The 11,993-nt window shown below is 62.0% G+C and carries 13 protein-coding genes; 11 read left to right on the top strand and 2 right to left on the bottom strand.

The features are described 5' to 3' along the window. Positions 1 to 3 precede the first annotated feature (3 nt). Positions 4 to 753, bottom strand: a complete 750-nt coding sequence (locus IGB42_RS03365) for a Nif3-like dinuclear metal center hexameric protein (RefSeq protein ID WP_374705043.1) — start codon at positions 751 to 753, stop codon at positions 4 to 6. 24 nt (positions 754 to 777) lie between these two features. Between IGB42_RS03365 and IGB42_RS03360 the strand changes: the two genes are divergently transcribed. Beyond that, positions 778 to 1,938 (top strand): Do family serine endopeptidase, encoded by a 1,161-nt coding sequence (locus IGB42_RS03360; RefSeq protein WP_159666777.1) that lies wholly within the window; start codon positions 778 to 780, stop codon positions 1,936 to 1,938. A 151-nt stretch (positions 1,939 to 2,089) separates the two neighbouring features. On the opposite strand, the gene IGB42_RS03355 is transcribed toward IGB42_RS03360, so the two are convergent. Next, complete coding sequence (locus tag IGB42_RS03355) at positions 2,090 to 4,063, bottom strand: monovalent cation:proton antiporter family protein (protein WP_159666774.1); 1,974 nt, start codon at positions 4,061 to 4,063, stop codon at positions 2,090 to 2,092. Between the two features lie 163 nt (positions 4,064 to 4,226). On the opposite strand from IGB42_RS03355, the gene IGB42_RS03350 reads away from it, so the two are divergent. From IGB42_RS03350 to rapZ, 10 genes are all read left to right on the top strand, one after another. Next, positions 4,227 to 5,201: a KpsF/GutQ family sugar-phosphate isomerase gene (locus IGB42_RS03350; protein WP_159666771.1), complete on the top strand. Its 975-nt coding sequence runs from the start codon at positions 4,227 to 4,229 to the stop codon at positions 5,199 to 5,201. An 11-nt stretch (positions 5,202 to 5,212) separates the two neighbouring features. Beyond that, positions 5,213 to 5,728 (top strand): HAD family hydrolase, encoded by a 516-nt coding sequence (locus IGB42_RS03345; RefSeq protein ID WP_159666768.1) that lies wholly within the window; start codon positions 5,213 to 5,215, stop codon positions 5,726 to 5,728. A gap of 6 nt (positions 5,729 to 5,734) precedes the next feature. Beyond that, on the top strand, positions 5,735 to 6,304 hold the full coding sequence (lptC, locus tag IGB42_RS03340; RefSeq protein WP_159666765.1) for an LPS export ABC transporter periplasmic protein LptC: 570 nt from the start codon (positions 5,735 to 5,737) through the stop codon (positions 6,302 to 6,304). Then, on the top strand, positions 6,285 to 6,851 hold the full coding sequence (gene lptA / locus IGB42_RS03335; protein WP_159666762.1) for a lipopolysaccharide transport periplasmic protein LptA: 567 nt from the start codon (positions 6,285 to 6,287) through the stop codon (positions 6,849 to 6,851). Before lptC ends, lptA begins: the two co-directional genes overlap by 20 nt. Further along, positions 6,848 to 7,600: an LPS export ABC transporter ATP-binding protein gene (gene lptB, locus IGB42_RS03330; RefSeq protein ID WP_159666759.1), complete on the top strand. Its 753-nt coding sequence runs from the start codon at positions 6,848 to 6,850 to the stop codon at positions 7,598 to 7,600. Before lptA ends, lptB begins: the two co-directional genes overlap by 4 nt. 139 nt (positions 7,601 to 7,739) lie before the next feature. Further along, positions 7,740 to 9,176: an RNA polymerase factor sigma-54 gene (locus IGB42_RS03325; protein WP_159666756.1), complete on the top strand. Its 1,437-nt coding sequence runs from the start codon at positions 7,740 to 7,742 to the stop codon at positions 9,174 to 9,176. A gap of 26 nt (positions 9,177 to 9,202) precedes the next feature. Next, on the top strand, positions 9,203 to 9,538 hold the full coding sequence (hpf, locus tag IGB42_RS03320) for a ribosome hibernation-promoting factor, HPF/YfiA family (RefSeq protein WP_159666753.1): 336 nt from the start codon (positions 9,203 to 9,205) through the stop codon (positions 9,536 to 9,538). A gap of 149 nt (positions 9,539 to 9,687) precedes the next feature. Then, positions 9,688 to 10,155: a PTS IIA-like nitrogen regulatory protein PtsN gene (ptsN, locus tag IGB42_RS03315; RefSeq protein WP_159666750.1), complete on the top strand. Its 468-nt coding sequence runs from the start codon at positions 9,688 to 9,690 to the stop codon at positions 10,153 to 10,155. Between the two features lie 16 nt (positions 10,156 to 10,171). Continuing rightward, positions 10,172 to 11,116, top strand: coding sequence for an HPr(Ser) kinase/phosphatase (gene hprK / locus IGB42_RS03310; RefSeq protein WP_159666747.1), 945 nt, complete (start codon positions 10,172 to 10,174; stop codon positions 11,114 to 11,116). Next, on the top strand, positions 11,116 to 11,970 hold the full coding sequence (gene rapZ, locus IGB42_RS03305; RefSeq protein WP_159666744.1) for an RNase adapter RapZ: 855 nt from the start codon (positions 11,116 to 11,118) through the stop codon (positions 11,968 to 11,970). Before hprK ends, rapZ begins: the two co-directional genes overlap by 1 nt. Positions 11,971 to 11,993: the final 23 nt, after the last annotated feature.

The following is an 11,993-nucleotide window of genomic DNA, read 5'->3' as shown; positions in this document are numbered from 1 at the left end:
GTGTCATACCGGGTTGGGAATGTCGAGATGGTGCACGGTGAGGCCGAACGCGTGGGTCAGGTGATCACCCAGTGCGCGGATGCCGCCCCGTTCGGTGGCATGGTGGCCGGCACCCAGGTAGGCAATGCCGGTTTCGCGTGCCAGGTGGGTGACGAATTCGGAGGCCTCGCCAGTGATGAAGCAATCGATATCGCGGGTTGCCGCTTCATGGAAATAGCCTTGTGCACCGCCGGTGCACCACGCCACGTTGCGGATCAGTCGGTCGCTATCACCGATGGCCAGCGGGGTGCGCCCCAGCGCGGATTCCACCGTGGCGGCAAACTGCGCGAACGTTTGCGGCACCGCCAGTTCGCCCAGCCAGCCCATGTCCTGTTCGGCAAAACGGCCGGTGGGGGTAAGCCCGAGCAAGGCGCCGAGTGTTGCGTTATTGCCCAACTCGGCATGCGCATCAAGCGGCAGGTGATAGCCGAACAGGTTAAGATCATTGTTCAGCAGGCGGGCAATGCGCGCCTTTTTGGTGCCGCGTATTGCCGGGGCCTCGTTCTTCCAGAAGTAACCATGGTGGACCAGCAGCGCATCCGCGCCGACGGCCAGCGCCGCATCGATGGCAGCAAGGCTGGCGGTCACCGCGGTGGCGATGATGCTGATCTCTTCGCGACCTTCCACCTGCAGCCCGTTGGGCGCGTAATCACGAAACCGGTCAACAGATAAAAGTTGTCCGATATAATTTTCCAAGCTATTCCGTGTCAGCACTTGCGCAACCCATTGATTGGACCGATGAAAAAACTCTGGCTGATTTTCGCACAAACCACCACCGCAGGTCTGGCCGTGTGGTTCCTGCTTACCACGCTTTATCCGCAATGGCGGCCTGGTGTCGCCGCCAAGGCACCGCCACCGCCGGTGCTGCCGGCCCCCGCGCCTGCTGCCATTGCCGTGACCTCCGGCCCCAGCAGTTATCACGATGCCGTTGCACGGGCGATGCCGGCGGTGGTGAATATCTACACTGCCAAGGCGGTGAAGTCGCGCAAGCATCCTTTGCTCAACGACCCCATCCTCAAGCGCTACTTCGGCGACCGTTTCGGCGGGGATGAGGCGCAGCGTGCGTCCAGCCTGGGCTCGGGCGTGATCGTATCCGAGCATGGCTATATCGTGACCAACAACCATGTGGTCGAATCGGCCGACGAGATCGAGGTGGCGCTGGCCGATGGCCGCACCGCCGAAGCCAAGGTGATCGGCACCGATCCGGATACCGACCTGGCGGTGATCAAGATCGACCTCGACAAGCTGCCGGTGATCGCCTTTGCGGATGTCGAGAAAGTGCAGGTGGGGGACGTGATGCTGGCCATCGGCAACCCGTTCGGCGTGGGCCAGACGGTGACCATGGGCATCGTGTCCGCGTTGGGACGCTCGCAGCTGGGCATCAATACCTTCGAGAATTTCGTGCAGACGGATGCGGCAATCAACCCCGGCAACTCGGGCGGGGCACTGGTGGATGCTGCCGGTAACCTCGTCGGCATCAACAGCGCCATCTATTCCAACAGCGGCGGCTCGCTGGGCATCGGCTTTGCCATCCCGGCCACCACGGTCAAGCAGGTGATGGACGCCATCATCAAGGACGGCGCCGTAACACGCGGCTGGCTGGGCGTGGAAGCGCAGGACGTGACGCCGGAGCTGGCGGCATCGTTCAAGCTCAAGGATATCCAGGGTGCACTGATCGCCGGCATCGTGCGCGGCAGCCCGGCAGACCGTGCAGGCTTGCGCCCGGGCGATATCCTGCAATCCATCGACGGCAAGCCGGTGACGGATTCATCGACCATGCTCAACCTGATTGCCGCACTCAAGCCGGATGTGGATGTGGAAATGCTTGCCTACCGCAGTGGCCAGCAGCAAAGCTTCAAGGTGCACATCGGCAAGCGGCCGAAGATCAACAACCAGTAAGCGCGTGGCGGTGCGGTCAGGTGCTGGCTAACCGCCGCAGTGGGTTGCGTTGCTGCTGGCAATAAAAAACAGGGATGCCATGGTATCCCTGTTTTTTGATGGTCGGCGTAGCGCATGCAGGCCGGTTGCGGCTCATGCCCGCCCCGGCGGTTTACTTGCCCTGCAACAGCAGCATCTCCGCTGCTGCGAGGTTGTCCGCTTCGCCCAGCAGCACCAGTACGTCACCATCTGCCAGCTGCAGCGTGCCGTCGGGTTGCGCCGCGTGCATGTGGCGGCGGCGCACGCTTTTCACTTCCACGTGCAGGCCGATCAGGTCATATTCGCCCAGCAGGTGGCCCACCGAAGCGGCGCCTGCGGTCAGGTGCACGGTGTGCAGCCGTTGTTGCGGCCGGTCCGCGTCGTCCAGGTGTTCGTTCAGGCCACGGAAAAAGCCGCGGAACATTTCGTAGCGCGCCTCGCGTACATCGCGGATGGTTTTCAGTACGCGGTTCAGCGGGGTGCCCAGCATCATCAGCGTGTGCGATGCCAGCATCAGGCTGCCTTCCATGATTTCGGCCACCACTTCGGCGGCGCCGGCCTCCTTGAGCTTGTCGATATCGCTGTCATCGCTGGTGCGCACGATGATGGGCAGCTCGGGGCGGGCCTGGTGGGCTACCTCGAGGATTTTCAGCGCCGAGTGCGTATCGGCATAGGTGACCACCAGCGCGCGTGCGCGCAGCAGGCCGGCGGCCATCAGTACTTCGCGCTTGGCGGCGTCGCCATACACCACTGATTCGCCGGCAGCGGCGGCTTCACGCACCATTTCCGGGTCCAGGTCGAGCGCGAAGAAGGGGATGTCCTGCTGGCTGAGTATCCGCGCCAGCGACTGGCCGCTACGGCCGTAGCCGCAAACGATCACGTGGCCATTGGTGCCCATCGAGCGCACGGCGATCTGGTGCAGGTTGGCGGCCATGTTCATCCACTCGGAACTGGCCAGCCGCAGGATCAGCTTGTCGCTGTGCATCAGGATGAACGGCGTGGCCAGCATCGATAGCACGATGCCGGCAATCACCGCCTGCTGCACCGGATCGGGCACCAGCCCGCCAGAGGTGGCCGCGAGCGCCAGCAGCACGAAGGCGAATTCACCCCCCTGGCCCAGTGCAAAGCCAGTGCGCCATGCGGTACCGGCCGGGCTGCCGAATAGCTTGGACAGCCCGGCAATCAGTGCGATCTTGATCGGGCCCAGCAGGATCACCACCAGCAGCACCAGATACCAGTTGGCAAACACCTGGGCGAAATTGAGCGTCATGCCGACGGTCACGAAGAACAGCCCCAGCAGCAGATCGCGGAACGGGCGGATATCGTCTTCCACCTGGTAGCGGTATTCGGTTTCGGCAATCAGCATGCCGGCGAGGAAAGCGCCCAGTGCCAGCGACAGGCCCGTCTGCTCAGTCAGCCACGCAATGCCCAGCGTGACGAGGAACAGGTTGAGCATGAACAGCTCGCTGGAATGCTGTTTGGCCACCAGGTTGAACCACGGCCGCATCAGCTTCTGGCCCAGGTACAGCAGCAATACCAGCACCACGATGATCTTGGCTGCGGCAATCAGCAGCGCTGTCAGCAGTTGCTCGCCCGGCTGGCTCAGCGCCGGCAGCATGATCAGTTGCGGCACTACGGCCAGATCCTGAAACAGCAGGATGCCGATGGCATTGCGCCCGTGCGGGGTATTCAGTTCGTTGCGGTCCGCCAGCATCTTGGACACCATGGCGGTGGATGACATGGCCATTGCGCCGCCCAGTGTCAGTCCGGCTTTCCAGTCCAGCTGCATCAGCAGGGTAACGCCCAGCACCAGCGATGCGGTAACCGCCACCTGGAAGAACCCCAAGCCAAATACGATGCGCCGCATCGCATTGAGCTTGGCCAGGTTGAACTCCAGCCCCAGCGTGAACATCAGGAACACCACGCCGTATTCCGCCAGGTGCGTGGCCTCGGTCGATGAGGCGATCAGGCCCAGCGCGTGCGGGCCGATCAGCAGGCCGACAAACAGGTAGCCGAGCATCGCAGGCAGCTTGAAGCGGCGGCACAGCACCACGCTGAAAACGGCGGCGGCAAGCAGAAGCAGGAGTGAAGACAGGTGTACGGGCATGTCGATGTCAGGACGCGGAGCGATTGGTGTCAGGGTGTTGAAGGCAGGCCAAGCGTGCCGGCTGCCAGACGAGTATAACCGAGCAGCGGCCGATTCCCGCCTGCCGCAAGATTTACCCAAGCCTTGCTGGCTTGCGGATACCCGCGTCTTTTATACTCTCGGGATGACACTACCCCTCCCGCAGACGCTGGCGCGCGCGCGCAGCGTGCTGACCATAGAGGCAGAAGCCATCGGCAAACTGGCCGGGCGGCTGGATACGCGCTTTGTCGCCGCCTGCGAGCTGATCCTGGCCTGTCGCGGGCGGGTCGTGGTAACCGGCATCGGCAAATCAGGGCATGTTGCGCGCAAGATCGCCGCCACGCTGGCCAGTACCGGCACGCCGGCATTTTTCATGCACCCGGCCGAAGCGGCGCACGGCGATCTGGGCATGATCACTGCAGGTGACATGGTGCTGGCATTATCCTATTCGGGCGAGAGCGATGAACTCATCACGCTGTTGCCCAGCCTCAAGTTGCTGAAGGTGCCGTTGATTGCCATGACCGGCAATGCCGATTCCACGCTGGCGCGCGAAGCCGTGGTATGGCTGGATGCGGCAGTCGAACAGGAGGCGTGCCCGCTCAACCTGGCGCCTACTGCCAGTACGACGGCAGCGCTGGCGCTGGGTGATGCACTGGCGGTGACCTTGCTGGATGCGCGCGGTCTGAATGCCGACGATTTTGCCCGCTCACATCCGGGTGGCAGCCTGGGGCGCAAGCTGCTGGTGCGCGTACGTGATGTGATGCATGGCGGGGATGCACTGCCCACGGTGCGCGAAGGCGCGGTGCTGCGCGATGCGCTGGTGGAAATCAGCAAGAAGGGGCTGGGGCTGACCGCGGTGCTGGATGGCGCCGGTGCGCTGGTGGGCGTATTTACCGATGGCGACCTGCGCCGCGCGCTGGATCGCGGCATCGACGTGCTGTCCACGCCGGTGTCTGCGGTGATGGGCCGCAAGCCGGTCAGCATCGATGCCGACAAGCTGGCTGCGGAAGCGGTGGCCATCATGGAAAACCGGCGTATCTTCGCCTTGCTGGTCACTGAAAATGGCCGTCTGGCTGGTGCGCTCAATATGCATGATCTGCTGCGCGCACGCGTGGTGTAAAAGGAAACGGAATGAGTGAACTTGCCCGCGCGGTGCGGCTGATGATTTTTGATGTCGACGGCGTGATGACCGACGGCAGCCTGTATTACAACGATGCGGGCGAAGAAACCAAGGCGTTCAATTCGCTGGATGGGCACGGCATGCGCATGCTGGCCGGGACCGGCGTGAAGCTGGCCATCATCACCGGGCGCAATTCGAAGCTGGTCGAGCACCGCGCCAGCAATCTGCAGATCGATTATCTATATCAGGGCGTGCATGACAAGCGTGAGGCATTCGAAGCATTGCTGGCGCGTGCCGGTGTGACCGCGGCCGAATGCGGTTACATGGGCGACGACGTGATCGACCTGCCGGTGATGACGCGGGTGGGTTTTGCGGTGGCAGTGCCGCATTCACCCGAGATCGTTCGCAAGCACGCGCATTACGTGGCTGCCCATCATGGTGGCCGCGGTGCGGTGCGCGAAGTGTGCGAGCTGATCATGCAGGCGCAGGGCACGCTTGATGATGTGCTGGCGCAGTATCTCAAGTAAGCGCCGATGACAGGTTCCACGCGCGTTCTGCCGGTTGTATTGCTTACCTTGCTGGGTGGCCTGGTGTGGCTGCTCAATGACGCGGCCAACCTGCCACTACTCGCCCGCAAGGCCAAGCCGTACGAAGCGGATCTGATCGCCAGCCAGGCCGTCAGCGTGCGCTTCGGTACGGATGGCCAGCCGCTGGCGCGGCTGGTGGCGGAAAGGATGCGGCATCTGCCCGATGGCGATACCGTCTGGCTGGATCAGCCGCGCTTGCGCTATACCGCGCCGGGCGAGCCGGAAATGGATGTGCAGAGCGGATCGGCACGCTCGGAGAAAAAAGGCGCGCGAGTGTGGTTTCCCGGCCAGGTGACGCTGGCGCGTGCCGCGGCACCGGGGGGCGAAGCGCTGACTGTGGACGGTAGCGCCGTATGGCTGGACACGGTCAGGGAGTTTGCCTGGTCGGCCGAGCCTGTGAAGGCGGTTTCCAGGTCTTACCAGATATCGGGCGTGGGTTTCGAAGCAGACATGAAGCAGGAAACCCTGTTACTCAAATCGAAAGTGATTGGTATTTATGAACCGAAACGTCCTTAAGTTTGTGTTGCTGGCGCTGTTGCCGCTGGCATCAATGGCCCATGCCGAGCAGGGTGACCGCGACAAGCCGATGCGCATCGAATCCGATCAGGGCATGGTCGAGCAGAAAAAGCTTACCCGCACCGCCACCGGCAACGTGATCGTTACCCAGGGCACGATGACACTGCGTTCTGCCAGGCTGATCAGCCGCGAGGATGCGCAGGGCAACCAGTCGATGACCGGCAACGGTAGCCCGGTGCATTTCCGGCAGAAGCTCGACAGTGGCGAGTGGATCGATGCCGAAGCGTTGCGCTTTGAATACGACGGTGCCAGCGGCACGCTCAAGCTGCTGGACAAGGCATGGGTGAAGCGCGGCAAGGACGAGGTGTTCGGCGACGTGATCACCTACAACACCAATACCGAGGTCTACGAGGCGCTGGGCAACAAGGAGGGCAGCGGCCGCGTCAACATCACCTTCCAGCCCAAGCCCAAGAACGCCAGCCAGGCGGCGAGCGCGCCGGCAGGCAAGGCTGCGAGTGCACCAGCTGGCAAGGCGGAAGCCAAATGAGCGAAGCTGCCAGGTCTGGTGCCAGGGTCAGCACGCTGTCGGCCCGCGGGCTGATGAAGCAGTACAAGAAACGCGTGGTGGTGCGCGATGTCTCGCTGGACGTGGCTGCGGGCGAAGTGGTCGGCCTGCTGGGCCCCAACGGCGCCGGCAAGACCACCAGCTTCTACATGATCGTCGGCCTCGTGGCCAAGGGCGGTGGTGAAATCCTGCTCGATGGTGACGATATCGGCCACCTGCCGATGCACCAGCGTGCCCGACTGGGCATCGGCTACCTGCCGCAGGAAGCATCGATCTTCCGCAAGATGACGGTAGCGGAGAACGTGCGCGCGGTACTGGAGTTGCACGAATCGTCGCAGGACGTGATCGACGAGCGGCTGGATGCGTTGCTGCACGATCTGCATATTGCCCACCTGAAGGAAAGCAGTGCGATGAGCCTGTCCGGGGGTGAGCGCCGCCGTGCGGAAATCGCCCGTGCGCTGGCGGCCAAGCCGCGTTTCATCCTGCTGGATGAGCCGTTTGCCGGCGTGGACCCGATCGCGGTGATGGATATCCAGCGCATCATCGCCTTCTTGCGGGGTCGGGGCATCGGCGTGCTGATTACCGATCATAACGTGCGTGAAACGCTGGGTATCTGTGACCGTGCTTACATCATTTCCGAAGGGGCGGTGATGGCTTCCGGCCATCCGGATGAGATCATCGAGAACGAACAGGTACGCAAGGTTTATCTGGGCGAACACTTCCGTATGTAAAAAAGCTGCAAATGCAGCCAGAAAAGCCGGCCATTGCGCCGGCTTTTTCCTTTTGTGGCCAAAGGTTTGCGCAACTGTCTGACAGCTGGATCGGTTTTTGCTGGTACGACGCCCTCGCGCTTGGTTATGATCAATACAAATGAAACAATCACTGCAGCTGCGCATGTCGCAGCAACTCAACCTGACGCCGCAGCTGCAGCAGTCGATCAAGCTGCTGCAGCTGTCCACGCTCGATTTCCAGCAGGAGATCGACCGCTTTCTGGCCGAGAACCCATTACTGGAAACCGGCATGGAGTCGGGTTCGGAAGTGAGCGGTGACGCACCGCCGGAAGGCGGGGAGAGCGGTGGTGACGAGGTCAGCCCGGCCGAATCGCACGACGACGGCCCGGATACCGATTACGGCAGCGGCGAGGAATGGTCTTGGGAAGGACGCAGCGGCGAGCGCCAGAGCGATGACGACGATGCGTTCGATCCCGCCACCAACGTAGCGCGTGAACTGAGCCTGCGTGAACACCTGCTGGCGCAGGCCGGCTTGCTGCCGATACCGCCGCGCGACCGCGCCGTATTGACCGCGCTGATCGAGTTGCTGGACGACGATGGCTTCCTGCCGCAAACGCCAGCGGAACTCTTTGCGCAATTGCCGGACGAACTGATAGAAGCGGCTGAACTGGAAGTCGAGGACCTGAGCATTGCGCTGATCCGCTTGCAGCAACTGGAGCCGCTGGGTGTAGGCGCGCGTGACATGGCCGATTCGCTGGCCCTGCAGCTTGCTGCCCGCCCCGCTGGTCAGTTGCGCGATCTGGCGCTTGATCTGGTGAAAAACTGCCTCGATTTATTGGCAGCACGAGACTACATTAAGCTTAAAAGGCAGCTCAAATGTGACGAGGCCAGCCTCAAGGCGGCGCAGTCACTGATACTCAGCCTCAACCCCCGCCCGGGGGCGCAGTGGTCGACCGAATCGGCGCGCTACGTGGTTGCCGATGTACTGGTCTACAAGCAGCGCAATCGCTGGCGGGTGCGGCTCAATACAGCTGCGATACCAAAGCTCAGGGTCAACCGGATGTACGCAGAAATCCTGCAACGCAACGAGGGCGGCTCGCTCGCCCGGGAACTGCAAGAAGCCAAATGGCTGGTGAAAAGCGTGCAGCAGCGCTTCGAAACCATCCTGCGCGTGGCCGAGGCCATCGTGGAACGCCAGCGCGCATTCTTCGAACATGGCGAAATCGCCATGCGCCCGCTGGTATTGCGTGACATTGCCACCGAGCTCGATCTGCACGAATCCACCATCTCGCGCGTTACCACCCAGAAGTACATGCTCACGCCGCGCGGCATCTTCGAATTCAAATACTTTTTCGGCAGCCATGTCGAAACCGAGGCCGGTGGCGAAGCATCCGCAACCGCCATCAAGGCGCAAATCCGGCAGCTCATTGCACAGGAGGATACGTTAAAGCCTTTATCGGACAGTGCCATCGCAGAAGCGTTGGCCGGGCAGGGGGTCGTGGTTGCGCGGCGAACCGTTGCCAAGTACAGGGAGGCGATGCAAATCCCGCCCGTCAATCTGCGCAAAACTTTGTAGTGCTTTAACACGCAAGGAGTAAGGCTATGAACCTCAACATCAGCGGCCATCATCTCGAAGTGACCCCGGCGATCCGTGAGTATGTCATCAGCAAACTGGATCGCATCACGCGCCATTTCGACTCCGTCATCGACGTGGGTGTCATCCTGTCGGTGGAAAAGCTGCAGCAGAAGATTGAGGTAACCGTGCACGTGCGCGGCAAGGATATCCACGTAGAGGCGGGAGAGGAGAATCTGTACGCCGCCATCGATCTCGTGACCGACAAGCTCGACCGGCAGATCCTGAAGTACAAGGAAAAATTGATGGATCACCGGGGTGATGCAATCAAACACCAACCTGTGATTACCGCCGAATCCGAGTAAGTCCCTGTTTTGACGCGATAAAGCGTCGCAACCAGCCAACGGGAATCCGGTACATGCCGGTTCCCGTTTTTGTTTAACGGGTGTGGCGCTACAATGGCGCTTCTTTTCACGTATAACCCTGCTGCCTGCAGCGGGGCGGGTAGTTCCGGATGAGCCTTCTTTCCAAAATCCTGCCTAGCGGTAATGTGTTTCTCGATTTCGAGGCAGGTAGCAAGAAACGTGTGTTCGAGCAGGTGGGTATCCTGTTTGAAAACAGCCATGGCATTGCGCGCAGCGTCATTTTCGACAGCCTGTTCGCACGCGAAAAGCTCGGCTCCACTGGCCTGGGCCAGGGCGTGGCCATTCCGCACGGCCGCATCAAGGGGCTGAAGGAGGCGACCGGGGCATTCCTGCGCCTGCAGGCGCCGATCCCGTTCGATGCGCCCGACGGCAAGCCGGTATCGCTGATTTTCGTGTTGCTGGTGCCGGCGGCGGCCACCGATCTGCACTTGCAGATCCTGTCCGAACTGGCGCAGCTCTTCTCCGACAAGGCGGTACGTGATCAACTGGCCGTATTGACCGAGCCGGGCGAGGCGTACAAGCTGATCAGCACCTGGGAGCCCTACGCGGGCTTCTGATCTCCAGCGAGACCCTATGCCGCAGATTACCGTCCGCCAGCTTTTCATCGACAACGCAGAAAAGCTGCGGCTTACCTGGGTGGCCGGCCAGTCCGGCGCCAACAATCTGCTATCGAACGATGCCAGCGAGCAAAAGCCCATCCTGGCACTCGTCGGGCATCTGAATTTCATCCACCCCAACCGCATCCAGGTGCTGGGCATTGCCGAGACCAAGTATTTTCTCGGCCTGTCGCCAGAGGCGCAGAAGGAATCGGTCAACCGGCTGTTTGCCAGCGAAATGGCGGCAATGATCGTCGCCAACGGCCTTGCGGTGCCCGATGCACTGCGCGAGGGGGCCGAACGCCACCACGTGCCGCTGCTCACCAGCCCTGAACAATCGCCGTACCTGATGGATGTGTTGCGCTATTACCTGGCCAAGGCATTGGCGGTATCCACGCATCTGCACGGCGTGTTCCTCGATGTGCTCGAGGTAGGCGTGTTGCTGACCGGCGAATCGTCGATGGGTAAAAGCGAGCTGGCGCTGGAGCTGATCTCGCGTGGCCATGGCCTGGTGGCCGATGACGTGGTCGAGGTCTACCGCACCAATCCGGAAACGCTGGAAGGCCGCTGCCCACCCATGCTGCGCGATTTCCTTGAGGTGCGCGGTATCGGCGTACTGAACATCCGTACCATTTTCGGTGAAACTGCGGTGCGGCCAAAGAAAACCCTCAAGCTCATCGTGCACCTGGCCAAAGCCGGTGGCGATGCCCTGGCGCCGATAGACCGGCTGCAGATGCAGGCAGCCACGCAGGACATCCTGGGTGTGCCGGTGCGCAAGCTGGTGCTGCCGGTGGCAGCGGGGCGCAACTTGGCGGTGCTGGTGGAGGCTGCAGTGCGTAACTACATCCTGCAATTGCGTGGCATCGATTCCACGCGCGAATTTATCGAACGGCACCAGCGCTTCATGGAAATGGGCGAATAATGGCAAGGAAGCAGCAGCTCATCCTGCTGTCCGGCCTGTCTGGCGCCGGCAAGAGCGTGGCGCTGCGCGCACTGGAAGACCTCGGCTATTTCTGCGTCGACAACCTGCCGGTACCCTTGCTGGCGCAAACCACCGCCTTGCTGGATGAAGACGGCTACCCGCGCGTGGCCATCGCCATCGACGTGCGCAGCGCGCACAACTTTGGCAGCTTCCCCGATCACTACGCGGCGCTGGCCGAGCTGGATATCGATATCCGCCTGCTGTTCCTCGAAGCCAACGATGAAACGCTGATCAAGCGCTTTTCGGAAACGCGCCGCAGCCACCCGCTGGCCGGCGGCAAGCTCACCGTGGCGGAAAGCGTGGCGCTGGAGCGCGAGCTGCTCGACGGCTTTGCCGAGCTGGCACACCGCGTGGACAGCAGCGGGCTATCCGCCAACCAGATGCGCTCTTGGGTGCGCGAATTCGTGGCGCTCGATCGCTCACGACTGACGCTGATTTTCCAGTCCTTCGGTTTCAAGCACGGCTTGCCACTCGATTCGGATTTCGTGTTCGACGTGCGCTGCCTGCCCAATCCGCATTACGATCCGGCGCTGCGGCCGCTGACAGGCAAAGACCAGCCGGTGATCGATTTCCTCGAGCGCGAGCCCAAGGTGGGGCAATACCTCACGCATATCCTGGGTTTCCTGGAGCGCTGGCTGCCCGAGTTCGAGCGCGATCACCGCAATTACGTCACCGTGGCCATCGGCTGCACCGGTGGCCAGCATCGCTCGGTGTACCTGGCCGAGCAACTGGCGAAACATTTCGGCTTGAACCGGCAGGTGCTGGTGCGCCACCGCGAGCAATTCCACGCCTGACCGGCTGTATGCTTGCTAATCCC

The organism is Andreprevotia sp. IGB-42 (assembly GCF_009848685.1).
Classification (GTDB): domain Bacteria; phylum Pseudomonadota; class Gammaproteobacteria; order Burkholderiales; family Chitinibacteraceae; genus Andreprevotia.
Note: the sequence above shows the minus strand (reverse complement) of the source record. Positions and strands in the feature narration are given on the sequence as shown.

Coding starts and splice junctions, on each gene's coding strand:
- IGB42_RS03360 (WP_159666777.1), top strand. CDS start 778: ATGAAAAAACTCTGGCTGATTTTCGCACAAACCACCACCGCAGGTCTG.
- IGB42_RS03355 (WP_159666774.1), bottom strand. CDS start 4,063: ATGCCCGTACACCTGTCTTCACTCCTGCTTCTGCTTGCCGCCGCCGTT.
- IGB42_RS03350 (WP_159666771.1), top strand. CDS start 4,227: ATGACACTACCCCTCCCGCAGACGCTGGCGCGCGCGCGCAGCGTGCTG.
- IGB42_RS03345 (WP_159666768.1), top strand. CDS start 5,213: ATGAGTGAACTTGCCCGCGCGGTGCGGCTGATGATTTTTGATGTCGAC.
- lptC (WP_159666765.1), top strand. CDS start 5,735: ATGACAGGTTCCACGCGCGTTCTGCCGGTTGTATTGCTTACCTTGCTG.
- lptA (WP_159666762.1), top strand. CDS start 6,285: ATGAACCGAAACGTCCTTAAGTTTGTGTTGCTGGCGCTGTTGCCGCTG.
- lptB (WP_159666759.1), top strand. CDS start 6,848: ATGAGCGAAGCTGCCAGGTCTGGTGCCAGGGTCAGCACGCTGTCGGCC.
- IGB42_RS03325 (WP_159666756.1), top strand. CDS start 7,740: ATGAAACAATCACTGCAGCTGCGCATGTCGCAGCAACTCAACCTGACG.
- hpf (WP_159666753.1), top strand. CDS start 9,203: ATGAACCTCAACATCAGCGGCCATCATCTCGAAGTGACCCCGGCGATC.
- ptsN (WP_159666750.1), top strand. CDS start 9,688: ATGAGCCTTCTTTCCAAAATCCTGCCTAGCGGTAATGTGTTTCTCGAT.
- hprK (WP_159666747.1), top strand. CDS start 10,172: ATGCCGCAGATTACCGTCCGCCAGCTTTTCATCGACAACGCAGAAAAG.
- rapZ (WP_159666744.1), top strand. CDS start 11,116: ATGGCAAGGAAGCAGCAGCTCATCCTGCTGTCCGGCCTGTCTGGCGCC.